General features: G+C 47.3%; 22 protein-coding genes. 18 read left to right on the top strand and 4 right to left on the bottom strand.

Annotated features, from left to right (window positions below):
* Nucleotides 1–163: 163 nt before the first annotated feature.
* Together ACFQ3J_RS22375 and ACFQ3J_RS22380 are read right to left on the bottom strand one after the other, a co-directional pair.
* Entirely contained in the window at nt 164–1,462 is a 1,299-nt protein-coding gene (locus ACFQ3J_RS22375) for an aminotransferase class I/II-fold pyridoxal phosphate-dependent enzyme (protein WP_091161099.1), read from the bottom strand.
* 218 nt (nt 1,463–1,680) lie between these two features.
* The gene (locus tag ACFQ3J_RS22380) at nt 1,681–2,295 is read right to left on the bottom strand and encodes a pyridoxamine 5'-phosphate oxidase family protein (protein ID WP_091161097.1); all 615 of its coding nucleotides are present in this window, start codon (nt 2,293–2,295) and stop codon (nt 1,681–1,683) included.
* 144 nt (nt 2,296–2,439) lie between these two features.
* On the opposite strand from ACFQ3J_RS22380, the gene pdxR reads away from it, so the two are divergent.
* From pdxR to ACFQ3J_RS22395, 3 genes are all read left to right on the top strand, one after another.
* Nucleotides 2,440–3,969, top strand: a complete 1,530-nt coding sequence (pdxR, locus tag ACFQ3J_RS22385; protein ID WP_244533632.1) for a MocR-like pyridoxine biosynthesis transcription factor PdxR — start codon at nt 2,440–2,442, stop codon at nt 3,967–3,969.
* A gap of 86 nt (nt 3,970–4,055) precedes the next feature.
* A complete protein-coding gene (locus ACFQ3J_RS22390; protein WP_091161096.1) occupies nt 4,056–4,835 on the top strand; it encodes a TIGR00266 family protein in 780 nt (259 codons plus the stop codon).
* A 96-nt stretch (nt 4,836–4,931) separates the two neighbouring features.
* Nucleotides 4,932–5,720, top strand: coding sequence for a helix-turn-helix domain-containing protein (locus ACFQ3J_RS22395; RefSeq protein ID WP_091161095.1), 789 nt, complete (start codon nt 4,932–4,934; stop codon nt 5,718–5,720).
* 368 nt (nt 5,721–6,088) lie between these two features.
* Here ACFQ3J_RS22395 and asd read toward each other — a convergent pair whose 3' ends face one another.
* Entirely contained in the window at nt 6,089–6,901 is an 813-nt protein-coding gene (gene asd / locus ACFQ3J_RS22400) for an archaetidylserine decarboxylase (RefSeq protein ID WP_091161093.1), read from the bottom strand.
* 89 nt (nt 6,902–6,990) lie between these two features.
* The gene (locus ACFQ3J_RS22405; RefSeq protein ID WP_091161092.1) at nt 6,991–8,118 is read right to left on the bottom strand and encodes a YheC/YheD family endospore coat-associated protein; all 1,128 of its coding nucleotides are present in this window, start codon (nt 8,116–8,118) and stop codon (nt 6,991–6,993) included.
* A 224-nt stretch (nt 8,119–8,342) separates the two neighbouring features.
* Here ACFQ3J_RS22405 and ACFQ3J_RS22410 point away from each other — a divergent pair, with 224 nt between their 5' ends.
* From ACFQ3J_RS22410 to ACFQ3J_RS22480, 15 genes are all read left to right on the top strand, one after another.
* Complete coding sequence (locus ACFQ3J_RS22410) at nt 8,343–11,762, top strand: WIAG-tail domain (protein WP_091161090.1); 3,420 nt, start codon at nt 8,343–8,345, stop codon at nt 11,760–11,762.
* A 200-nt stretch (nt 11,763–11,962) separates the two neighbouring features.
* Entirely contained in the window at nt 11,963–12,958 is a 996-nt protein-coding gene (locus ACFQ3J_RS22415) for a glycosyltransferase family 2 protein (protein WP_244533630.1), read from the top strand.
* Between the two features lie 42 nt (nt 12,959–13,000).
* Nucleotides 13,001–13,861, top strand: coding sequence for a glycosyltransferase family 2 protein (locus ACFQ3J_RS22420; protein ID WP_170862579.1), 861 nt, complete (start codon nt 13,001–13,003; stop codon nt 13,859–13,861).
* Nucleotides 13,858–14,604: a glycosyltransferase family 2 protein gene (locus ACFQ3J_RS22425; protein ID WP_091161087.1), complete on the top strand. Its 747-nt coding sequence runs from the start codon at nt 13,858–13,860 to the stop codon at nt 14,602–14,604. The genes ACFQ3J_RS22420 and ACFQ3J_RS22425 overlap by 4 nt, the downstream gene beginning before the upstream one ends.
* Before the next feature lie 14 nt (nt 14,605–14,618).
* Nucleotides 14,619–15,350 (top strand): sugar phosphate nucleotidyltransferase, encoded by a 732-nt coding sequence (locus ACFQ3J_RS22430; RefSeq protein ID WP_091161085.1) that lies wholly within the window; start codon nt 14,619–14,621, stop codon nt 15,348–15,350.
* A 13-nt stretch (nt 15,351–15,363) separates the two neighbouring features.
* Nucleotides 15,364–16,401: a GT-D fold domain-containing protein gene (locus ACFQ3J_RS22435; RefSeq protein ID WP_091161084.1), complete on the top strand. Its 1,038-nt coding sequence runs from the start codon at nt 15,364–15,366 to the stop codon at nt 16,399–16,401.
* Nucleotides 16,402–16,432: 31 nt separating this feature from the next.
* Nucleotides 16,433–17,809 (top strand): glycosyltransferase family 2 protein, encoded by a 1,377-nt coding sequence (locus ACFQ3J_RS22440; protein ID WP_091161082.1) that lies wholly within the window; start codon nt 16,433–16,435, stop codon nt 17,807–17,809.
* 223 nt (nt 17,810–18,032) lie between these two features.
* Nucleotides 18,033–18,659 (top strand): DedA family protein, encoded by a 627-nt coding sequence (locus tag ACFQ3J_RS22445; RefSeq protein ID WP_091161081.1) that lies wholly within the window; start codon nt 18,033–18,035, stop codon nt 18,657–18,659.
* Between the two features lie 253 nt (nt 18,660–18,912).
* A complete protein-coding gene (locus ACFQ3J_RS22450; protein ID WP_379294050.1) occupies nt 18,913–19,065 on the top strand; it encodes a hypothetical protein in 153 nt (50 codons plus the stop codon).
* 171 nt (nt 19,066–19,236) lie between these two features.
* Entirely contained in the window at nt 19,237–19,557 is a 321-nt protein-coding gene (locus tag ACFQ3J_RS22455) for a restriction endonuclease subunit S (RefSeq protein WP_091161078.1), read from the top strand.
* Nucleotides 19,557–19,823: a hypothetical protein gene (locus tag ACFQ3J_RS22460; protein ID WP_091161076.1), complete on the top strand. Its 267-nt coding sequence runs from the start codon at nt 19,557–19,559 to the stop codon at nt 19,821–19,823. Before ACFQ3J_RS22455 ends, ACFQ3J_RS22460 begins: the two co-directional genes overlap by 1 nt.
* 20 nt (nt 19,824–19,843) lie before the next feature.
* On the top strand, nt 19,844–20,152 hold the full coding sequence (locus ACFQ3J_RS22465) for a hypothetical protein (RefSeq protein ID WP_091161075.1): 309 nt from the start codon (nt 19,844–19,846) through the stop codon (nt 20,150–20,152).
* A gap of 265 nt (nt 20,153–20,417) precedes the next feature.
* The gene (locus ACFQ3J_RS22470; protein ID WP_091161073.1) at nt 20,418–21,488 is read left to right on the top strand and encodes a CgeB family protein; all 1,071 of its coding nucleotides are present in this window, start codon (nt 20,418–20,420) and stop codon (nt 21,486–21,488) included.
* Nucleotides 21,489–21,556: 68 nt separating this feature from the next.
* Nucleotides 21,557–22,693, top strand: a complete 1,137-nt coding sequence (locus ACFQ3J_RS22475) for a CgeB family protein (protein ID WP_244533628.1) — start codon at nt 21,557–21,559, stop codon at nt 22,691–22,693.
* Nucleotides 22,694–22,856: 163 nt separating this feature from the next.
* Nucleotides 22,857–24,287 (top strand): glycosyltransferase family 4 protein, encoded by a 1,431-nt coding sequence (locus tag ACFQ3J_RS22480; RefSeq protein ID WP_091161069.1) that lies wholly within the window; start codon nt 22,857–22,859, stop codon nt 24,285–24,287.
* Nucleotides 24,288–24,290 lie beyond the last annotated feature (3 nt).

Here is a 24,290-nt window from a genome sequence, read left to right on the forward strand (position 1 = left end):
CTTGAAGAAGCGTACAACGTATCCTATGATGCAGATACCCCTCGTGTTTGGGCGGCTGCCTTTTCGTGTGGAAAAATAAAGCCCTGCCGATTTCATAATTTGAAACCGGCAGGGCTTGCTCTTTGGATGCTGTGAATTGCTTAATCGCAGTATTGAATGAAATTTAACCTTGCGTCAGATCCTGAACAGCTTGATAGATGGTGTCGAACAGTTCTTCAAGCTGATTCTCTTCCAGCGAAGAGAAGGCAATTCGCAAATCATGCTCGCCGAGCGCAATGGTACCAATCTCGTATTGGTTCAGGAGATGCACACGAAGCTCTTCAGCCTGTACCTTCGTAAACTTTAGACACATGAAGTACCCTGAATTGAAAGGATAGTATTCCCAGGCCCCATTGTATTTGCCACTGTCGAGCAGTGCTTTTACGGTATTTGCACGAGCCTTCATAATATGGAACTTCTCTTCTTTTTGAGCTGCAAATTCAGGTGATTTCAGAGCATCAAGCACAAAAGTCTGTGAAGGATGCGGACCGCTGGAAATGGTTGCGCGGATAATGCCCAGCGTCTTCTGTTCCAGTGCAGACAGGATGTCCTGGTTGTTATGGGCATACGTTATAAATCCTACACGGAATCCCCATACAAACTCTTCCTTCGTTGCCCCATCAATCTTGATCGGGAGAACTCGTGGGTGAATGCCGGTCAGGCTTCCAAACAAAGATTCGTGAATGGAATCTTCGAAGAACAGACCGAAATAGGCATCATCAGTCACAACAACGACGTTAATTCCTGCCTCTGCTGCTTCTTTGACAACAGCTACAATCTCCTTGCTTTCTTCAATGCCTGGAGTGTAGCCTGTTGGATTGTTCGGGAAATTCAAGACAACCACGGCCTTGCCCTGATCCTTCTGTGCAAGGAGAGCTTCCTTAAGTCCCTTGCTGTTAAATTTCATCTGTTCATTAAACAATGGATAATTGACCAAACGTGCATGTCTTCGAACTCCAAAGGTAAGCTCATAGTTCTCCCAGTTTTTATCTGGATATATAACAGCATCTCCGTCATCCACGAACAGGTCTGCCACAATGCTGAGGCCATGGGTCAGCGCGTTCGTTGCGATGGGATTGCCAAATATTTTACCTTGTAAGGATGGCGTCTCTTCAATCATTTTGTTCCGCCACGCTACCCGTAAATCCGGTTTACCAGCCGGAGGTGCGTAAGGATACAAATCCTGTGGCTTATAGGCAGATAGTTTCTCCTGAATGACTTGCAGATGCATCGGTTTACCGCCTTCGGTAGCAATTCCGATCGTTGCATTGTATTTCTTCGCGCGGCTTGAAGCTTCAGCCGATTGACTAAGAATACCTTCCTTCGGATAATAAAGCTCTTTGCCAAGCCTCGAGAGCATGTCGTACACATGATCGCTGCCCGCTTGAATACTTTCGTTCAGCTGTACAGCCAGTGGGTTCATCGTTTTCATCCTTCCAAGTCGTTGAATAAATTAGAGACCATTTACACTGCCTCATATTATAGCACCAAGCACAGCGGTCGTCACGGAAAAACAATACAAATGACCTTTACAGTACATTACCGCGTTACTTTGGTGATCTACAACCGTTCTGCAGCAAACATGAACAAGCTATAACGGTAGTATGAACGGCTCCTGGAAGGAGAAAACGTGGAATAAATTCAGGCGTGAAAAGGGCAATATTTTCGCATCATTTCTACGGTTGCGGCATCCTTTGCTTCACCTCGCTGCTCAAGCTGCTCCTGTAAATGCTCATGCCTGTCCTGCTTCAGGTTCTGCCCGAATTTGAACTTCGCACTCAGCGTTTCGGGAACGATCCGGACGACAGCGACAGCCTTTAACTCACCCGTATATCTTGGATCATCGGCATCAATTGGCAAGTAGCCTCCTTCCGGCTGGAGCTTTCCCATAAATCGGTTCAGTGCCCGGGCTTTTTCCTTCAGATCGATTACTTTTTCTGCATGACCACTGGCGGACACACTTTTGAAAAAGGCTGTGGCGGGACAGGCGAGCAAGGGATCTGAGAAATAAGAGGGAATCAAAGAATACTCTTCTGCGACGGTAAAGCTGACCGTGCTGTTTGCCTTGATATGCTTCATCTTCTCTCCGGCCAGACTGCCGTGAAAATAAAAACAACCCTCATCATAAACGAAATTGAGCGGTGTTACCCTTGGTTTGTTGTCCGGACTGACCGTGCCGAGGAATCCGAAGGTTTGTGTCGATAGAAATTCAGTGATCTCCTCTTCCTGCTCTATGGTAAATTCTTTTCTTCTCATGATCGTATGCCTCCTTGATATCGTGCTAATTAATGTTTTTCTACATAATAGTCCGCAGATTGTCATGAAAAAAGATCCAATTTCATTGTTTTTTTATAGTCCAATCAAATACAATACATGTAAATTCAAACAGGAAGCAGTTAGATGAGCGGAGGATCGAACAAAATGGAGTTTATGCTCTCTTGGGATCGTTATATCAAGGAATACCGTTATAAATACCATGCGCTGTATCATGCAATTCGGGACGCGATTCTGTCCGGAACGCTGCAGCGTGGGACTCAGTTGCCGGCTACTCGAATGTTAGCTGTCCAATACGGGCTATCCCGCGGTTCTGTTGCAACAGCCTATGACATGCTGCAGGCAGATGGGTATATTCATACGGAGACCGGGCGAGGGACTTATGTCGCCTTTGACGGCATACCTGGTGAATCGCCGGAAACATGGCACACTGACATCCGATTATCTGCATGGGGGACACGAGCAGCTGCTCAGTATCAATCGTTAACTGCGATGAGCTCACATCTTCTCCTGCCGGATGAGCAACCAGCACATGAGCAGATAGAAGAAATACATTTTGATAGGTCACTCCAGCCTGATGCCGATTTTCCATATACCGAATGGAAGAGCTTTCTGTCCAGAAGCAATCATCAGGGGAAGTATGAGAGTCTGTATGATCCCGCAGGAGACATCCGCTTAAGAGAGGCAATAGCCGCGCATCTGGGGGCGACCCGCGGGATTATGGTCAGCAGCAAGGAAATTGTCTTGTTCAACGGTTCAATGCAAGCTATAGCGTTACTTACACAAGTGATATTGGATGAGGGCGAGAAGGCGGTAGTCGAAAGTCCGGGATTTAAGGGATTTGCCCAGGCCGTTCAGGTGTGCGGAGGCGAAGTGATTCCTTCTCCCGTAGATCATCATGGAATTATTCCTGAGGATTGGGACGCGCGTCTCTTATTTGTTACGCCCAGCCGGCAGTTTCCGACCGGTGCTGTGCTCAATCTGGAGCGAAGGCTGGCTCTTCTTGCTTGGGCCAGGAAGAGGCAGGCGATTATCATCGAAGACAGCTATGACAGCGAGTTCCGCTTTCAGGGACGCCCGATTGAGCCGCTGAAAGTATTGGACCAGGAGCAAAGAGTCGTTCATATTGGTTCTTTCTCCAAAACGATGCCGGAAGGATTTCGTCTGGGCTATGCTGTTCTGCCTTCAGCACTTGTAGCGCCGGTCGTTGCAGCCAAAGCTTACTACGATCCGATATCTGCGGGTCTATATGAACAGCGGGCGCTGGCTGTTTGGATGTCTCGTGGCGGCTATGCGAAGCATATTCGAAAGCTGACCCGTCGGTATGGGGTCAAGCATCGGAAATTTGCGGATTGGATCCAGCAGTATGCAGGTCACATGTTCACTCTGTTCGTAGGAGATGCGGGGCTGGGCTTTTACGGATTATGGAGAGGCAGCAATGAGGATTATGTATCGTTTAAGAGGGCCTGCATGCGTCGAGGGGTATATTTCACTGACGGAGTCCGATTTCAGCTCATTTCGTCCAGACCTTCAGTCTTTTTTAAATACGCGCATCTATCCGAGGAGGAAATAAAGGACGGCATTCTACGGATGACACTGGCATTTGAAGATATCAAACATGAACAAGGTAATGGAAAATGTGTGCAAGAGAAATGAAACCAGTGAAGATAATGTCACGTAATCATAGTCGAAGTGAAATCAAATGATGAAAATCCAACAATTCAACGTATGGGGGAATTCAAATGGCAGCACATGAAATTGATTATTCCATTCTCGGCTCGGAGATGCAGTGTGTGGAAATTCAGCTCGATCCGGGTGAAAGTGTTGTTGCTGAGGCAGGCAGCTTCATGATGATGGATCAGGATATTCGAATGGAAACGATCTTCGGGGACGGCAGTTCCGGCGGAAGAGGCATGATGGGCAAATTGATGGGGGCAGGCAAACGACTCATAACAGGTGAAGGCTTATTCATGACGGTATTCACGAACGAAGGAACGTACCGACAAAGCGTAACCTTTGCTTCACCGTATCCGGGCAAGATTATTCCTCTGGACCTGGTCAGCTTGGGTGGTAAAGTGATCTGCCAGAAGGATGCCTTTCTGTGTGCGGCCAAGGGTGTATCGGTGGGTATTGAGTTCCGTCGGAAGCTGGGTGCAGGTTTCTTTGGCGGAGAAGGCTTCATTATGCAGAAAATTGAGGGGGATGGTCTTGCCTTCGTTCATTCCGGCGGTTTAGTGATCGAAAGAACGCTGCAGCCTGGTGAAACGCTTCGTTTAGATACAGGTTGTCTTGTCGCAATGACCTCAACCATTGATTATGATATCGAATTCGTTAAGGGAGTGAAGACCGCATTGTTCGGCGGGGAGGGACTGTTCTTTGCCACATTGCGTGGGCCGGGTAAGGTCTGGGTGCAGTCTCTTCCGTTCTCCAGATTGGCTGATAAGGTGCTGTCCGCAAGTATGGGCAAAAAAGAGGAAGGCAGCGTTCTTGGAGGACTTGGCAATTTGCTCGATGGGCGTTAATCGTTAACGCTATTGGCATGATGATCCGTTTTTCTTCCGCCTCGTTTCACGCTATAATAAGGGGTAATGATCCACTTAATAAGGAGGAAGGACGACATGTTACATGCGTCACCGTCGTCTTTTGTGATTTTGCCCGCCGTCGCCAAGATTGTCTGTGAGCCAGGCTGGAAATGGCAGAAACGCGAAAAACCGATGCAAAACTACGATTTATTTTATGTGTGGAGCGGAGAAGGTACGGTCATAGTGAATGATGAGCCTTATCATGCCCAGAAGGGAAGCTGCTTCTTGTTCCGTCCTGGTGACCATACAAGTGCAACTCATAATCCGCAGAAGCCGTTTGTTCTAACGTATATACATTTTGATGTCAAGGGGCCGCTTACAGAAGTACCTGGTACGTATAATCGGCTTAGAGAGACCATTGATTTCGAGCATATGCTTGCCAGATATGTGAGATTATTTTTATCCCAAGCCTATGGACGCGAAGAAGAGAATAAGCTTATTTTGAAACAGATGATGATTCATTTGCTGCGGCTGGAGTATGAGGAGCATCCTGCGGAGAAGAAGGTTAGTAACCAGCTTGCTGAAGCGATTCAGGAAATAGCGAATTACGTACGCCAGCATCCCGGTATTAACCATCGGGTAGAGGATCTTGCGGCGAGAGCAGGACTCTCGCCTCGTTATTTCTCCATTAAGTTTAAAGAACTGATCGGTTCATCCGTTCAGTCCTACATTATTAAGATGCGCATTGAACGTGCCGAGCACCTGCTGGTGCATGCAGGAATGAATGTAACAGAGGTTGCGGATGCCCTCGGGTATCGCGATATCTTCTTTTTCAGCAGGCAGTTCAAGCAATATACGGGAAAGAGTCCGTCGGAGATACGTTAATTCAAGCGGAGAAGGGATAAAGTTTCAAACTTTATGATGCCGGGTATATGATTATTGTATATCTTGCAGGAGTAAGGAGGGACTACTGTGAACGGAATTCGCAGAATACGTAATCGCGGCTGCTTTGGCAAAGGCTGTTCTCTGTTCCGTAACCGTTTGCGCCGTAAACCGGTGGAAAATGTCTGGTTCTAGAATCGATTTAATTTAGTTGGACTGAATCCCAATATACAGAGTACTATGCATAAATCCCAAATACCGAATTATGCAAAATCCTGAAATTATAAAAGCAGCAGCCTTTAGGAAAAGTAACCTCTTAGAGACTGCTGCTTTTTAATATTCAGATCCGCACTCTAATTCGATGCATTCTTCTATGAAGGTCTCCTTGCTACTGCAGCCTTCGAAACAATCATTCCAAGCGAATCACCCATCCGGATGGTGTCGCCTTCCGCCAGATCTTCTCTTGGTACAAAGGTGCCGTTCTCGCACAGCAGTACGACGGTAGAGCCGAATTCGAAGTATGCGAGCTCATCCCCGCGTTGCCAAGCCTTCACCTTATCATCAGCATATTGAATGCTGCTTACATTCATAGCACCGACTTTCACGAGGGCAATTTCGCCATGCTCATGCTTGATATATGTAATAAGCCGTTCATTGCGGCTTAGTACGGTTCTCATGTGACGCAGACCAAAATCATTAACCGGATACACTTTACCGCGAATATGCTCGCTCTCTACCTGTTTGCCGGTAACCGGAGCATGAATTCGATGATAATCCTTTGGACTCAAATACAGAATGATGGCCCATCCATTTTTATACTTCTCCATGTGAGGAGATTGATTCAGCAGATCAGCGAGGGTATAATCGTGACCCTTAATATTAAGAATGGTGCCCTTGGTTATCGGGCTCATCGCTGTAATTTTACCGTCCACCGGACTGAGAAGAGACTCTGGATGCTCATGCAGCGGCCTTGCATGGGGCTTCAGCCTTCGCGTAAAAAAAGCGTTCAGGGAAGGGTATTCGCCTGGTTCTAGTTCGGCCTCATTAGGATCTATCTCGTAGGTTTGGATAAACCACGGAATTAGCAGCCGGCTAGCACTGCTCTTGGAAAAAGTGCCGGTAAGCCGGGAGATCCATTTGCGTGAAGAAAGTTCTGTCATGAGGCGCAGCAACGGTTTCGACATGTATATCCCCCTTAGGAAACGAGCGTCTAGACCGGACAATCGAAAAGTCCGGTCACTCTGCATAATATTGACACAGAACTGCATTGAAATCAATAAGACGTTCTTGCACCCAGGATGAGATCATCCAGAGAAGCAGCAGTCGGTTTATGATCAAGGAGATAACGTGCATAAGCCATCGGTTCATGATAGCTCCGGGCCCATTCTTCCGGCATGCCTGCTTTGCGGAAGCCGTAGCGCTGATCTCTTCCATTACATTCAATCAAATAGATTTCGCCTGACGCTGTGACACCCAGATCGATTCCAAGATCAGCAATATGGGGCAGCTCAAGGGATAGCTGGTGAGCTGCAGTCAGAGCCAGATGATGAATGTCACCAAGGAGCTGATCTGCAGCAACATGTGGAAACGCTCCAGGAAATATTCGTTCCACGGTCATTGCAGATCCGCCGCGAGCCACATTGGTGACAAAGGCTTGCCTTGATGTAGCCAGCTTGGCGAACATCCCGGTAACTCCCCATTCCCCGTTTATCCCCCGCTGCACGGTTACACGCAGATCAAAAGGTCTGTCTTCATAGGTGGCTAGAGGTATCCTCTGCTGCACGAGGTGCTCTTTGCGGGCAATAAGCGCGGGCATAAAGGCCGGCAGTTGTCCTTGCTTCAACCTTACTTGTCTCCATTTGCCTGATTTCGATTGAAAGGAGAGCTGCCACATGGTGTTCCGCTGTGTAAGCCGCATAACTCCAGTTCCAATACTTCCATTGCTGGGCTTGATAATTAGATCGGGATGCTTCGCCATCATCTGTGCTATGGATTGCGTCGTAGCGAGCTCTGTCTCGGGCAAATGGGGTGCGATCTCCGAATTTCGGGATAGAAGTCTATGGATCTGATATTTCTTATATCGATTTCTAAGGTTATAGATAAGGATTCCCTGCTGAATCAGTCTGGCCATTTTATAATGACTGGCTGTAGTAAAGTACATAGCCCGATTATGGATAATATATGGAAGCCTGATGGTATGCAGCTTGTATCTGTCTCTCGAGTGGATATAGGCTCTGCATGTTCCTGTAGACAGATTTATGTCTTCAAGCCTCATGTAACATGGAATGAGGTCATAGGTAGCTGCCGCGAGCTCATATGATGCCAGCGATTCCTGTCCGGTTCTGCCTTGAGGAATTCCTCGGTACACAGAAGAGTCCAGGAGGATACCGACATGTTCCATCGCTTGATTCCTCCTTTCGTATACGTTAAAGAAAGGTTCAATTCTATTCTATGACTGCAGGGATCGTGCCCGATAGGGAGAACAGCCCGCATTCAGCCGTTGTATACAAGTCCAAAATAAGGGCCTGTTCCTTTATCAAAGTGTGTTCGGAGAGTGTCACATGCCCATGACTGTGCATAAGATGCAGGAAAAACAACTGTTTTGTCATAAAGGAGCGAGCGGTTTTGAAAAAAAGAGGGAAGATCAAAACGAGCCAGAATGCATCCAAACATCGTTTTGGGATAGACCCCGATACGAGTGAGCTTGCACTGCTGGACCGGTTAAATGCAGAGAGGGAGCGAGCTAAGGCCAGGCAGCAGAGTAAATTAAATGCTGAGGCTGAATTCACCGCCAAAGAGGAAGCTGCTTCCAAAGAGAGGGCTTCTATTGCGGTTGCGGAGACTGTATCTGTACCTGTACCTGTTGTACCTGTACCTGTTGTACCTCTACCTGTACCTGTTCAGGAAGAGGAAACAGCACAGGCAGCCCCTATGGTTGAGGCATCGCCCATTTCCAAGTTGGATCAAACGATGCGTCAAGAGACAGTCTCAAACCCGGAAATGGACACCAAACAAGACACCGGACACAGTCAAAGTCTGATCAAAGCGAAGAAAGAGCTGCTGGCGGAGAAAGAGATGCCGGGAGGAGAAGCTTTTATCTACGCCGAGGACATTAGCGAGCATGCCGTAACGGGTAAACAGCTGGCCCCGTATGCAATCAACAGCGGACATATTAAACGGGGAGCTGTAGGCAGCGAAGCTCTTCAAGAGTATGCGGTTACTGCCATTCATATTGCAGACCGAGCTATCGTTTCTTCTAAGCTGGCCGAAGCCTCTGTACTGGATGAGCACTTGGTTAACGGGGCGATTTCGGGAGAGAAAGTAAAGGACGCATCAATAACAGGCGGCAAGATCAAGGATGGCAGCATCACGTCCAGAAAATTAAGCGATCAGAGCATTGATGCAGACAAGATCGCTGATGGATCAATCAGTACACGGCACCTCGCCAGTCTGATTATTTCCAGTGAAATGCTTCAGGATGAATCCATCACGCAGGAGAAGATTGCAGGGAGTGCAGTAGGAACAAGACAGCTGGGCAATGGAGCAGTTCATAATTCCAAGCTGGCTGATGATGCTGTAACCTCTCGCAAGATAAGAGATGGAGCCGTAACCTCTGGAAAAATCGAGGATCGTGCCGTTCTTGCACAGCACGTGGTACAGGGTGGAATAACTTCTGAGCATCTTGCGGAGGGAGCCGTCAACAAGCAGCACTTGTCTGCCAAGATTATTGATGCCGATCTGATTGCAGAAGGGGCAGTCGGAGAATCGCACATTAAGAAACAAGCAGTTACAGGGATACATTTAGCTGATGAGACGGTTGGCGCGAAGCAGATTCAAAAAGGTGCCATCGGCAAAGAACAAATCGGACAGTCCGAAATCTCAGGCAATCACCTTGCTGATGGAATTATAAGCACCTCGAAGCTTAGTGATCAATCCGTGGGTACCGCCCAGCTAGTAGAGCAGGCAGTGACTTCTTCCAAGATTGCGGATCAGAGCATTCTCGCAGCCAAAATGGCGGACCAGGCGGTGCATACAAGACACATTGCAGGCGGTGCAGTAGGTTCTGCCCATCTGGCTGCGAGCTCTATATATGCTTGGCATTTGACCAAAGAAGCTATTGAATCAGACCATATAGGCAACAGTACGGTGCTGACTCAACATTTGGGTCCTGAATCCGTTACAAGTGCAGCCATCGCTCCTCGCAGCATTCAGCACCTGCACTTAAGTGATAATGCCGTGCATACAAAGAACCTGCAGATCTTATCGGTCACTGCGGATAAGCTTGCCGACAAGAGTGTAACGGAAGCTAAGCTTGCAGCCGGTTCTGTAGGTAGTGGAGTTATCGCAGAAGGTGCGGTTCGTAGTGAGCATCTAGCAGAGAAGTCTGTTCAGAATATTCATTTGACGCCAGGCAGTGTCAGCAGAGAGGCAATTCAAGAGCAGGCCATTCATACCGAGCATGTGGCTGCCGACTCCATTGACAGCATTCATCTGAAGAAAGGGTCGATCCTCTCCGCTGCAATAGCGGACAACAGCATTAACTCAAGGCATCTTGCTCAGGCAAGTATTACAGATCAGCTGATAAAAAACGGGGCTGTGCTTCCTCAGCACTTGTCAGACTATGCGGTTACATCGCTCAAGCTGTCCCCTGAAAGCGTCTCGACCGATAAGCTGGCTAATCTGGCAGTGACCGGAGCTAAACTCGCGGACAGCAGTGTGACGGCAACGAAGCTTGCAGCGCAAAGTGTACTGAACGGCCATTTATATCCAGGAGCCATTACTCATGAGTCCATCCAGGCGGGTGCAATTACGTCTGACAAAATTGCTCCTCAATCCATATTCGATACACATCTTGCGAATGAATCCGTGTTCGGCAAGCATGTGGCGGAGCGGAGCATCCAAGGGTATCATCTCAAGAAAAGCGCCATTACAGCCGAGCACCTGTCCAGCGACCTGCGCCAAGCGGAATGGATCAATGATGAGACAATCACAGGACGCAAGATTGCCCGGGCCAGCATTGGCGAGGCTCATCTGATGAGCGCATCCATTAATGAGGATGCACTTCAGGATCAGATTATCGATCGTCATCATATAAAGTCAGCTGCCATATCCTCTGAACATATAGAGCACAGCAGTATTCAAGGCTTGCATATCGAAGAAGCAGCGATTGGTTCAGGGCATATCCAGGACAGCTCTATTAGGGATCATCACATTAGTCCAGGTTCGATCTCTTCTTATCATATAAAGCCTGGAACGGTTGAAAGAGAACATATTCAGGCGTTATCCATTACGTCTGAACTTATTGAAGAAGGAGCAATCGGCAGCTCACATCTTGCCAGTGAAGCAGTTCAGTCTGTGCATCTCATGCCAGGTCTGCTTCAGCATGAGCATTACGGTATATCCTCAATCTCATGGGAGCATTTGATGCCGTTATCCATTAATAGTTCGCATCTGCAGGCCGAGATCATTAGCTCCAATCATTTACAGCAGTCGTCTATTCATTCGAGGCATATATTTGAAGGTGCCGTTCTTCCTTACCATATTCGTCTTCGCAGTGTCAGTGGAGCCCATATCGAAGAAGGAGCGATTGGAGCCGAACTGATCCGAGATAAGAGCATCACAGGCGATAAGCTGGTTGAAGAGAGCCTTCCGGCTACAGTTCTTGAACCAAGATCGATTACAGGAGAACAGCTGGCGGAACGAGCGATCGAAGGACAGCATATCGCAGAAGGAACACTGTATCCGGAACACTTGAGCTTTACTCCGGTACGCTCTGGCTCGAATCGCCCGGTTACACAGCAGTTTGGGCAATATATTATTGCTTTTGTAGACGAAGAAGCAACTGAGGAAGAAGTAGTGGTCTGCTTTGAAGAAGAGTTTGAATCAGCAGGCTATGTATTTGTAGCCATGTGCAATACGACAGATTTCCAAGTCTGCGTGATCGAGCAGCGAAAAGAATCCGTATTGCTCAAGATCAGACGTTTAAATGGGGACAGCAGTGATTACGGCACAGTATCATGGATTGCTCTTGGCTCACAGCCATAAACCCCATTTTAGTATATAAGCAGTGCAATCCCTGAACGATTGTTCAGCGGGAGAGCACTGCTTTTTTCTATATGCTCATGAGGTTCGGGTGAAGGTAGTAAGGACAGAAGCCGTTGCCCTCCTCATCTGTATGCATATGCTATACGTGAATACTCCTTGATAGAAGCGAGCCTGACAAGAAGGTAGAAGGAGGACATACGGTGGGAGACAACAATCAAAAATTTCAGCGAAGCTCAAAAGCTCCCAGCCGGTCCGGTAGCCAGAAACGGGTGCTTGACAAGGGAGGCCATATACAGCAAACCGGAAAAGCGAAGCCGCTGAAGAGGCGTCGATCAACCAAACGAATGATCAAAAATCGCCGATCAAAATCCACAAATTCGGTTGAATCAGGTCAGCTGGCTGCTGAGCAATCAAAAGGCACTCATCTGAGACACGAGGCGCAGGAATTTGTCGTACATGAGCCGGTTGTCTCTGTCATTATTCCTGCAATGAATGAAGAGGCCATGATTGCCCGCGTCATTCGGGAAGCAAAGAGGGTTCATCCATCGACTGAAGTGATCGTTGTTGTCAATGGTTCTACGGATCAGACAGAAGCCAGAGCAACAGCAGCCGGAGCCCGTATTATTTCTTACGATGAAGCTCTCGGTCATGATGTCGGAAGGCAGATCGGTGCTGAAACGGCTAGAGGAGAGGTGCTGCTCTTCATTGATGGGGATATGTTGATCCCTGGTCAGGAATTGAAGCCATTTGTAAGTGCTGTGTTGTCCGGAATTGATGTTGCACTGAATGATTATAATGGCCCCGTTCGTAAAAAGCCGGTTCATCCGGTCGTGGAAGCGAAGCACGCACTGAATATCATGCTCGGCCGATCAGATTTGAAGGGAGCCTCCATGACGGCAGTTCCGCATGCCATCAGCAGAACTGCATTTGACCTGCTTCGGGAGGGGGCACTCCAGGTACCTCCATTAGCTCAAGCTATGGCAATCAAGCAGGGTCTTGCTGTCAAAGCAGTACATCGCGTGCCTGTTGGGAGATTAAATCCGCTTAGAAGAAAGAATCGGGCCAATCAAGACCTATTGACCGGCATTGTCTTGAGAGATCATGAGAAAGCTGTTCGCTGGCTAACGCTGCATCAAGGGAGCCGCGGCGGATTTACGGATCTCCACAGGGCAAGGCACTTGGTTAGAGCGAGGTGAATAGAGCATTTGAAGTACCGAACCAGGACGAGAAGGACGACTGTGCGAAAGAACAATTCGCGAGGGACGAAGAAGCCGGGCAGCAGAAAGACGAAATCACCGAGCTCAAAGCGTAACCTGTCTGCTTCAGCGCAAGTACGCTTAACATTACAGAAATCGGCTTCTGCCGTAGTTTCCGCATCTGATGAGGCCGGAACACTCGGAGGAGTGCTCAAGGAGCTCAGTCGTTTGCCGCTGCAGGAAATTGTGGTTGTGTTAAATGGATGCAGAGACAACAGTTATGAGATTGCACGAAAGTTTCCGGCAGTCACTATTGTGCATGAACCAGATCGGGTGGGGCATGATGTCGGTCGAGCGATCGGAGCAGAGCTTACGACTTCTGATATTGTCCTGTTCACGGATGGAGACATCGTGATTAAGGCTGAGCAATTGGCTCCGTTTTTAACAGCCGTCGATCGAGGTGTTGATATGGCGTTAAATAACTTAACCTCTTATATCCCGGCATTTCCAGATCAAGATGACGTCACACGAATGAAAGCCTACTTGAATTCGGTGCTCAATCGGAGTGATCTTGCGGCAAACTCACTTGTTGCAGTACCTCATGCCTTATCCAGCCGCTGCATCAGAGAAATTGGTTATCAGAGCCTTATGGTACCTCCACTGGCACAGATGCTGGCTTGCACAAAGGGCATGAAGGTAGAAGCCGTAAGCAAAGTTAACGTTATAACGGGCAATCGCCTAAGAAAGGACAATACAGGCAAGGGCAACAATGTGGAACGCATGATTATTGGCGACCATATTGAAGCGTTATCGAAATATCTTGAAGCCGGCCCAGGGCTCGAAGAGTATTCTTCCGATTCTCAATATAGAGCGGCAGTCGCCAGTTGGAGAAATGCGCCATGAATGTCCAGGATATGACCAGTATTATTATACCTTCATACAATGGTCTTGAATTGCTGCGCAGCTGCATGGATTCCATACGGAAATGGACGGAGGAACCTTACGAAATCATAGTTGTAGACAATCGTTCTACTGACGGAACCTACGAGTACTGTGTATCTGAGCGAATTAAAGTGATCTCTCTTCCAGAGAATCGCGGATTTCCGAAGGCATGCAACAGCGGCTTGCGCCTTGCGAGGGGAGGCAGCCTGCTGCTGCTTAACAATGATGTGACCGTGACGCGAAACTGGCTTACCCAACTAAAACAGGGATTGTTCAGTGATCCCATGGTCGGTATTGTGGGTCCGGTCACTAACTATGCAAGTGGCATACAGCAGATAAATATTCCGTTTGACTCCAAAGCTCAGTTCTTAGATATTGCAGCTGCTCATAACCATTCTGACCCTTCACGCTGGATAGAGGTTCCCCGAATTGTTGGACTGTGCTTCATGTTCAAAAGGGAACTCATTGAAAAGATTGGGTATTTGGATGAACGGTTCAGTCCAGGTCATTACGAGGATGACGATTACTGCTATAGGGCAAGGCTTGCCGGATACAGATTGCTCGTCTGTGGAGACACGCTGGTGCATCATGAGGGGAGTGCGAGCTTCCGCAAGTCGGGTGAGGAGCGTTTAAGCGAGCTGGTGAAGCGGAATCGTGAACTCTTTATAGATAAATGGCAGATAGACCCGCTTCAATACGTCTAGAAGGAGGAATGAAATTGAGAGGAATTATTCTTGCAGGAGGCAAGGGCACGCGCCTTCGGCCGTTGACACAGCTGATGAATAAGCAATTGCTCCCTGTTGGGAAATACCCAATGATAGTGTATGGACTTGAGACGATGCGCAGAGCAGGTATTACGGACATTATGCTCATTATTAGCAAACAGTCTTCTGGACTGTACACTGATTTCCTCGGGAGCGGAGCCGAATATGGGGTAAGTCTGACATACCGTATCCAGGAAGAAGCGGGTGGTATTGCAGAGGCACTGGATTTAGCCAAAGGATTTATTTTGCCGCAGGAGAAGTTTGCTGTGCTGCTTGGTGATAACCTGTTTGCAGATGATCTCACTCCATACGTCGCTGCATTTATGCATCAGAAGCCGGGCACAGCCAGAGTGCTGTTGAAGGAGGTTGATGATCCGAGAAGGTACGGAGTGCCTGTATTTGACTTGGAGCATAGCAACCTTATTTCATATATTGAGGAGAAGCCGGAGCATCCCGTGACCAATTACAGCGTAACTGGGTTTTATTTATTTGATGCTGATGTATTCCATATTATTTCAGGCATATCTCCTTCTGCTCGCGGAGAGCTTGAAATTACGGATGTGAACAATGCTTATGCCAGAGCGAAGAAACTGGAATATGATATTCTCTCTGGTTATTGGAGCGATGCTGGAACCTTCGAATCTCTCCAGGATGCAGCCATTCAGATGAAGAAGATCTTACCCTAAGGGAGCAATGGATATGGAGCGAGGCAGGAAGAGGGATTATTTCGGGCAGGTCGTCATTCATGCCGCGAAGAAGAGAAGACAGAGATCTTCCGTCAAGAATAAGCGTTCGGTCAGGAGCAAAATATCCAAATTAAAGCCGCCCATGAGAAAAAGACCTACTTCCAAAAAATATCAACAGAAGCGTCATGACAAACCGCTGGCTCCGCTCCCGTCTTATCATCAGGGCACGCACCAGAAGGCTTATGCAGCAGGATACAGAGAAGGACTCTATCATGGCGGTGAGGCGATTGTAGAGCAGCTTATTCCATACGGAAGAATGCTGCCAGAGGTTACGGTCGAAGCTCTCATCCAGTCAGGTCTCATGCAGCATCAAGCCGATATGCTTGAGATTGCAAGCAGTGTACAGGTAGCGGGTGAGATTCGGTCGGCGATGGATGAACGCCGGTCTTTTTCGCTTGTACGGCTGGGAGACGGCGAGCTGCTGACCCTTGCTTATGGGACAGTGATCTCTAATACAGAAGCCCATGAGTTAGGGGCATTCCTGCCCTACGCAGGGGTGCCTTTACCTGATGTTTCTGTTCAGAGTCTCCTGCTGAACTCCATCATGAAGGCAGATTATGTGGGTGTTCCGATGTCCAGGCGGCCCGAATTCCAGATGCTGCTGTTTGCCGTAAGTAAACATTATGGCTGGAGTTTGGCACAGAGCCGGCTGACAACCTCACTCATTAATTACCAGCTTCATCAACATGGCCTGCTTCTGCCTATGCTCGCTAATCAGCGTGTCCTTCTTATAGGAAACAAAGCAGCGGAAGCAGCAGATATTATGAGGAAACAAGGTATAAACGTTGTGGGCAGTGTAAGCCCGGTACGGGGATTCGAAGATATCGAGCGAGTAATAGAGCAGTGCCGTATGTATAAGTTTGATATATGTTTAATCGCTGCGGGCGTTCCTGCAGTCGTTCTTTGTCAGCGCATAGCGAGTGAAGATAACAAAGTGGCGATTGATATCGGTCATTTGGCGGATCAAATGATACAGGAAAGTCAGCAGTGAAACAGCAGTTCTTGAAGGAGGTAATACAAATATGGCTCGAAAGACCATGAAGCAAATGCAGAAAACGCCGCGGGTGACTCCGTTTCAGGCGGGCTTTCAACAAGGATACGATCAAGGTGTACCTCATGGCATTCATTCATACGGGAAGTGGATTGACGGGCCAAGCATCGTCATTCCAACCTATAACCAGATTGATATGTTGAAGGGATGCATTGCCAGCATTCAGGCTCACACCTCTCAACCTTATGAAATTGTAGTCGTGGATAACGCCTCAACAGATGGTACAGCAGATTATCTCAGGTCTCTAGGCCTAGATGTCAGATACACCGTGCTGGAGAGCAACCTGGGGTTCGCAGGCGGTGTCAATCATGGCCTGATGATGGCCAGAGGACAATATATTGTCGTGTTGAACAACGACGTTGTGGTGACGCCGGGATGGCTCACGAATATGATGAGCTGTTTAAACAGTGATGCTGGTATTGCAGTGGTAGGACCTGTTACGAATTATATTGGAGGAGAACAGCAAATAGAGGTTCCATATACCGATGTGAAGGATATGCTTCCTTTTGCAGAAGGGTATAATAAGCCTGATCCCGGCAAATGGAAATATACAGATCGACTTGTCGGCTTCTGCTTATTATTCCGAAGAGAGCTGCTCAATGAGATTGGATATCTGGATGAAGGGTATCACATCGGCAATTACGAGGATGATGATTGGATGATTCGAATCAGGTTGTCAGGGAGAAAATTGTGTATTGCCGGAGACAGCTTTATTCATCATTTTGGCAGTGTAAGCATGAAGAGTATGGGGAATTCAAAGTTTCAAGAAACCAATGATCAAAATGCGAAGTATTATGAGGGAAAATGGGGGAATCCACATCTGCTGATTCAGGAAACGCTGCATACAAATGGTGCAGAATATGAGCAAGTTGGAATGCGTGGCATCCAAAGCTATCATTTTTATCCTGATCGTAGACTGGTCAAAACAAGCGGCGGTAAGCTCTACTGGCTAAATAATGGTCATAAGCATCCTCTAGAGCTGCAGGATTCACATCGAACACAGATATTCGATAAGGCTGTTCGGCTGTCTCGGTATGAACTGCAATCCATTCCGATGGGGGATATCCTCCAGCTCCATACACTGGAAGAGCTACAGCTGCGGCAAGCCGAGAAGATGACAATCGGGATTCCCGATGGAAGTATAGTGACCGCGAGCCGTCCAGAGGTTACACAGCTTGTATATCAATTGAAGGATGGAAAGCGAAGGTTATTCATTACGGCACATGCAGTTCAAAGCTGGGGCATTGACCCGCAAGACATTTATGAGGTTACCACAGAACAATTGCAATCCATTCCACAAGGGCTTCCTATTATTGCTCCACCTATACTGCTTAGCCCGGTATTATAGACGGAATGTGGGTGCAGGGGAGCATCGCTTAAGGCGATGTTCGTTATATTTTAAATAACCCGGGCCTTTGGGTTGATCTCCTAAGGTCCGGCTTGTAGTTCCATGAGATGGATCCAACTTGATTATAGTTTCCAATTTTAATAATATTTTCAGTGGAGAACGTTGCGGCTCTGCTCTTGTTTGTCTATCAAAAATAACATTAGGACCTGATCAAGGAGATTACATGAATTTAATTGACGTCGTTGAACGATTATTTGATCAATATGGCTATTATGTACTGTTAATTGGCCTGCCTCTAGACTTCATCGCGTTGCCGATTCCCCCTGGAAACAGCACGCTTACATATACGGGATACCTTGTTTATTTGGGACTACTGGAGTGGCTTCCCGCTTATCTGCTTGCACTGACAGGAGCTTGTCTCGGTGTAACGATTACCTACGCGATCGGGTACAGGTTTGGGTCTCCACTTGTGGATCGTTTTGGAAGGTGGCTGTTCATTCATCCGGAGTTTCTTGAAAAAACAAGAAAAAGGTACGACAGGTATGGGGACAAGCTTTTGCTTTTTGTTTTTTTTGTTCCGGGTGTCAGACAATTCATTGGGTATTTCATAGGCATTATTCGACTTCCGTATCGGACTGTAGCTACCTATGCATACGGTGGAACGGCCCTATGGGTGACCACGTTTTTCTTCATCGGCTTTATCTTTGGTGAGCAGTGGAAGCTGGTATTCAATATCGTAGAAAAATCGCTGACACGTACCCTTATTCTGATCGGAATTGTCTTCGTCTTGTACCAGCTGGCAAAATGGATCCTTCGAAGAATTCGAAAATCTCAGCAAAATCGAGAGTAATATTGCGTACCCCGCATGATTACGAAATAAGAAATTAAGAAGCATTGGATGACAGCATCCAGTGCTTTTTTTAGTTAATCTCGCTGTTCATTCTCCTTGTATATTGTCATAACTCTTCTTCTAAAATATCCGAAGCGGCAAGCGTGTCTAACAAGCACTGAGTTCTCAAGCCATGCATATGCTATGGAAGGCAAATGCTGATAAGGCCGGAATTTTTTCTTGAGTTACATTTTGAAGAGGGAGGTTGGGTCCAGTGCAGCAAAAACTCGATGAAGTGCTCGCTCATTTAGCTCATACTCATCATCAAGTAGCAAGGGTTCTTGAAGCGGAGCGGCATGTGAATGTGCGCATGGCAGAGATGATCAGTGTAATGCCGGACATGTTGCCGCATTTCACAGATATGTAGGGACTAATCGATGGGGCAGGGCAATTAAATACCGGAATTGTATCCTATTTGGGCAATCTGGCTGATTTGGAAGAGATGATTGCGGATTCCATTACGCATATCGTTAGGGAAATGGCCGCATCGGATGAAGAATAGAAGCATTTTTTAGGGAAAAAAGGCGGGTGAGAGTGGATGAGCAGAGAGGAATCCATGCTTCAAATTATGGACGCTGCCGTTAAGTTGCAGCATAATATATCCCTAATTCTGGAGGCTAAGGCACTGGAAGCGGAAAAAATAAGAAATTGGTCTATTAATCATTTAAGCGGAGCTGTGTTCGACAGCCATGAAGATCAGTTGAATATGTCTCTTAAGCTGCAGGAGCATCTGATCGAGCTTCTTGAAGGCGTTAATCGGATGGAAGCCGGATTGAACAGCAATCTAAAGGCTTTATTAAGCAGCCAGGGAGAGCAGGACGGCGGTTCGTTTGATATGGATCTTGATGTGGGTAAGTGATGAGCCTGTTAACGAGAGAGAGGGAGGCGAAGCTCGCCCTGCTGGAGTCGATTGCGAGAAGTCAGACTGCACTTTCTCGTATGCTGGAGACGATCGCAGATGGCTATGAACTGGCAGCCGTTCCTGCATCGCAGCTCATGAAGCATATTGACCTTATCGCCAAATGTCAGCAGGAGATGGCACAGAGCATCCATGGGATTTCACTGGAGCCAATCAAGAAGGGGAGTCCTGCTCCGCCTTGGTATCCTGCTGAGGATCATGATTAAGTCTACAGGAGGAATAAAATATGAAGAGAAAAAAAAAGAGGGTAACGGGTTCCGGCAAAAAGGCTGGTGCCCGCGCTACATCCGTCAGAAAGAAGAAAAAGGCTCTCGGGGTAAACAAGAAAAAGATATCAAAGATGAGCTCCAAGAAAAGGGGAAAGAAACGGGTGTCTCCAAGGGGGAAGAAGCGTCAGCTCCGCAAAAAACGTGTCCAGTCCCCGCGAGAAACTTTCGCCGCACCGGAGTACAAAGACGCATACAGCGAAGGGTTCAACGCCGGGTTCGCACAAGGATTCGAAGATGGACATAAACTGGCCTATGAGGCACAATAATTTCTTCATTTTTTGAATGTCATTAACTGTTTTCAAGCAGACGTCACTTCGGTCACTTGTAAAACAGTTTTTTCTTTTATTACACAGGGTACAAGCCCTTTTATTACCGGAAAATTGGTTAAGAGTGAGAACTCATGATATTTGTACTCGGGACAAAGGCCAAATTTATACCGGTGAGGACAACGGTCCATGATGCATTTGACACCCTGGCATATAGTTTAGAAGTGGTTACACTATACCATTTGGGCGAGGGTGAGAACGAGAGGTGAATAGGACCAAGCGAAGGCTGCAGGGATATCAGGCTGGATATGAGCAGGGTGTACGATATGGCGGATGCGAAGCGGTACTTGGCAGAACGGAGCCATTTTCTCCCGCGATTCGAGATCTGAAGGTCATGTATGTTCCTCAGGGATTTGATGCGATTGATGAAGGGATGATCGATGCACTGAACTCTTCTGTTCGTGAATGCGTGGTGGCAGATCGATCAGCAATGGCCAAGACCGCCATGGAGCATATCCCAGATCTGGTGCTCGTGTTGAATGGACTTCATATCTTTCCTGAAGATCATCTTGCACAAATACAAGAGATTCGATCACACGGAATCCGAACGGCAATATGGTTTGTCGATGATCCCTATTTTACAGAAGAAACAGCATTAATCTCTCAGCATTATGATCTGGTTTTTACTCATGAGCTGAATACAGTATCTTTCTACAAAAATCTGGGAGCCGAGCACGTGCATTATGTTCCGCTGGGAGTGAACACTTCGCTATTCAGGCCGCGGCAGATTGCACCTGAATATCGATACGATATCGTATTTATCGGCAGTGGATTCTGGAACCGGATCGCTTTGTTCGATGCGCTTGCTCCTTACTTGAAGAACAAACGTGTGATGATTGCAGGAGGGGAATGGGATCGGCTCAGCAATCTGGAGCTGCTCCGTCCATTTATTCGCTCAGGCTGGATTCCGCCTATTGAATCTGTAAATTATTATAATGGAGCCAAGATCGTTATAAATATGCACAGACCTTGTGAGATAGGATTGGATAATCGAAATACCCATCAAATTAGGGGTGGCTCTATCAATCCTCGCACCTATGAGATCAGTGCCTGCGGTACGCTCCAATTAACCGATGTACGAGATGATCTGACGTTGTATTATCGACCGGGATATGACATTGAAACCTTTCATACGACACAAGACCTTCAAGAGAAGATGGAATACTATCTTACACACGAACAAGAGCGTCTATCTATTGCTTGGCGAGGGCTCATGACGACGAATGTGCGTCACACCATGAAGCACCGGATCGAGATACTGTTAAATCATGTTTAAAATTTAGGGCATATCAAGCTGGCTGCATTTTCATGCCGCATCATATAAGTCGAAGGAGGACGATAGGCGTGGCTGTGAGACAGAAATCAAAGAAAAAAGCTTCTTCAACAAGAAGGTATGGCTACAATTCCGGATCTCTTGTGAACAGACAGCAATTTCAGAGAGGGTTCGATGACGGTTATTTAAGAGGGCGTGCCAATTTTATGATGAGCCGGGCTCAAGAGCCCCTGCCGGTTCGCCCAATTCAAGTCGTATATATATCCTCAGGTAAGGGTTTTCCCTACTCACCGATTGATCAAGCGATTATTGAAACTTTGCAAACGCTCTGCTCGGCTGTACACATTGTGAATCCCGATGAGTCTGCTCTTGAAACGGTACGTATGTTTATGCCGGATCTTGTGCTTGCGCTCGATGGAATGTTCCTTCCTGTAGAGGTGGTTGATCAGATTCGAAGCTTAGGGGTTCGAACTGCCGTATGGCTGACAGATGATCCTTATTATACCGATATGACCCTTAATATAGCTCCTCACTATGATTATATTTTTACACTCGAGCTGAATTGTGTTGAATTGTACCGCAATCATGGGTGTGCAGAGGTGCATTATCTGCCATTTGGTGCCTTCATTCATCACTATTATCCTAACATGACACCGACTGCTGCCCGCAGGGATGTCAGCTTCATCGGCTCTGGCTACTGGAATCGAGTGCAGTATTTCAATCCCGTGCTTCCGCAGATCATGTCTCATAATACCGTGTTTAACGGAATATGGTGGGACCGCCTTCCCGATTACGAACTGTACCGCCACCAAATTGAACTTAATCGTTGGATGAGTCCTGATGAGACAAGAGATGTGTACAACGGAACAAAAATCGTCCTGAACCTGCACCGTTCTCACGAGGATGATTCGATGAACAACAACAGCATCAAGATCCCTCCTCTATCCCCAAATCCCCGCACATTTGAAATATCCGCGTGTGCCACCTTGCAGCTTACAGATACCCGCTCCGACTTGATTCGGTTCTACACCCCGGGTGTAGAGATCGAAACATATGAATCACCGACCGAAATGATAGAGAAGATTGAATATTATATGGCAAACGAAGACAAGAGAAGAGAAATTGCGCTTCGGGGTTTTGAACGCACCTGGAATGAACATACCTACAGTCATCGTTTAAACAGTCTACTGCAGATTATATTCGGGTAAGCTTTCATTGCGATCTGGAAATTGTACAAATGATACGGTTCATTTGTCGTGCCGGTCATATTTAATAACAGAATATATTGTGGTTATAGTGTACCCGGAAAAAGGAGGTGAAGGCACCCTTTGATATCTGTAGTCCAGTGGAAACTAAAGGGTTGCACACTCTATGACACTTAAACCTAAATTGATGTTGTTCAGTCATATCAGCAGTACAGAGAGTATTACTGGAGCTGAGAAGCTGCTTCTCAGCTTCTGCAGACAAATGGAGTCCTATTTTGATTGTGTATTGGTTGTGCCTTGTGAAGGCATTATCGCACGAATGGCAAGCGAAGCTTCAATCCGGGTCATCATTCAGCCTTATGAGCTTCTCCACTATATGTATATTCCGTATGAGCAGCTGAGAGAGGACGCTGCCGGATTGATGCAACATCCTTCTTCACACGAAGTTGTGGGATTGCTTCGTGATGAAAATCCCCACATGATCGTCTCCAATACCTGTGTAAATGTGATTCCAGTTATGGCTGCTCGCATACTTGACATCCCTGTCATCTGGAAGCTCACCGAAATCATTCAAACGAATCCTTATACGGCTGAAGCTATTCAATTTATTGATGAGCATAGTGATTGGGTGATTGCCATCTCACATGCAGTAACGGAACCGCTCATACACAGCTCGATCCCATCTAAGCTAACGGTATTGCCCCCAACCTGGAATGAAACTCTTGCCGCACCAGATGCCTGGGAAGGTCTGCGTGAGACTCAGCGGAAGACACTTGGTCTGACCCCCGGACATTATTGTATCGGATATATTTCCTCATTTATATATGAAGCAAAAGGACTCAAGCCTTTTATACAATCCGCGCTCTTGTTATGCGAACGATTCCCGCACACCCGGTTCTGGATGATCGGTACCGCAGTGGATACGGTCTATTATGAGGAGTGCATATCTCTAATTCAGCAGTCAGGATATGTTCATCAATTTCTATTCACTGATTTCATTGAAGATGTGAGCTGCGCATACAGTGCCATGGATCTTGCGGTGATTCCCAGCCTGGTAAAAGAGGGGTTTGGAATGACGGCCCTTGAGAGCATGTACTTCGCCAAGCCTGTTATTGCCTTTCGACAGGGAGGGCTCGCAGAAATGATGGAATCTGTAGATAATGGACATTTGCTTGTCGCTCCGGGCAATACAGAGGAGCTTGCTGCCAAGATCATCCCATTCATCACAAATCGGAAGGAGTCTGCGCGGACGGGGCAACACAATCACTCCAAGGCTGAGCAAATTTATGGACCTGCAGCATACAAGAAGCGAACCGCGAGCATGGTGCAGCAGTGGATCACGCTGTTCCCTGATTGGTTCTCTGATCTGCATTCAGCAAGGAACATCATATCCCTGCAGGCTTACCAAGCCGCCAATCCCCCTTCTCCAATAAAAAGAAAACGAAGAAAAAAAACTAAACGGTCGCCATCTCCCCTCTTGAAATCAAAAAAGCGTGCAAAGGCCAAAAAACGCAGTACAGCCATCACTAGAAAGAAACGCCCTAGAACCAAGATTGTGGTACGAAAGCAGAGAAAGCGAGCTCGAAAAGCTCGATAAGGA

The organism is Paenibacillus provencensis, from assembly GCF_042678545.1.
Taxonomy (GTDB): Bacteria; Bacillota; Bacilli; order Paenibacillales; family Paenibacillaceae; genus Paenibacillus; species Paenibacillus provencensis.

Bases quoted from the DNA above. Each gene is read 5' to 3' on its own strand.
- ACFQ3J_RS22375 (WP_091161099.1), bottom strand. From the start codon at position 1,462: ATGAACCCACTGGCTGTACAGCTGAACGAAAGTATTCAAGCGGGCAGC.
- ACFQ3J_RS22380 (WP_091161097.1), bottom strand. From the start codon at position 2,295: ATGAGAAGAAAAGAATTTACCATAGAGCAGGAAGAGGAGATCACTGAA.
- pdxR (WP_244533632.1), top strand. From the start codon at position 2,440: ATGAGCGGAGGATCGAACAAAATGGAGTTTATGCTCTCTTGGGATCGT.
- ACFQ3J_RS22390 (WP_091161096.1), top strand. From the start codon at position 4,056: ATGGCAGCACATGAAATTGATTATTCCATTCTCGGCTCGGAGATGCAG.
- ACFQ3J_RS22395 (WP_091161095.1), top strand. From the start codon at position 4,932: ATGTTACATGCGTCACCGTCGTCTTTTGTGATTTTGCCCGCCGTCGCC.
- asd (WP_091161093.1), bottom strand. From the start codon at position 6,901: ATGTCGAAACCGTTGCTGCGCCTCATGACAGAACTTTCTTCACGCAAA.
- ACFQ3J_RS22405 (WP_091161092.1), bottom strand. From the start codon at position 8,118: ATGGAACATGTCGGTATCCTCCTGGACTCTTCTGTGTACCGAGGAATT.
- ACFQ3J_RS22425 (WP_091161087.1), top strand. From the start codon at position 13,858: ATGAATGTCCAGGATATGACCAGTATTATTATACCTTCATACAATGGT.
- ACFQ3J_RS22435 (WP_091161084.1), top strand. From the start codon at position 15,364: ATGGAGCGAGGCAGGAAGAGGGATTATTTCGGGCAGGTCGTCATTCAT.
- ACFQ3J_RS22440 (WP_091161082.1), top strand. From the start codon at position 16,433: ATGGCTCGAAAGACCATGAAGCAAATGCAGAAAACGCCGCGGGTGACT.
- ACFQ3J_RS22445 (WP_091161081.1), top strand. From the start codon at position 18,033: ATGAATTTAATTGACGTCGTTGAACGATTATTTGATCAATATGGCTAT.
- ACFQ3J_RS22455 (WP_091161078.1), top strand. From the start codon at position 19,237: ATGAGCAGAGAGGAATCCATGCTTCAAATTATGGACGCTGCCGTTAAG.
- ACFQ3J_RS22460 (WP_091161076.1), top strand. From the start codon at position 19,557: ATGAGCCTGTTAACGAGAGAGAGGGAGGCGAAGCTCGCCCTGCTGGAG.
- ACFQ3J_RS22465 (WP_091161075.1), top strand. From the start codon at position 19,844: ATGAAGAGAAAAAAAAAGAGGGTAACGGGTTCCGGCAAAAAGGCTGGT.
- ACFQ3J_RS22480 (WP_091161069.1), top strand. From the start codon at position 22,857: ATGACACTTAAACCTAAATTGATGTTGTTCAGTCATATCAGCAGTACA.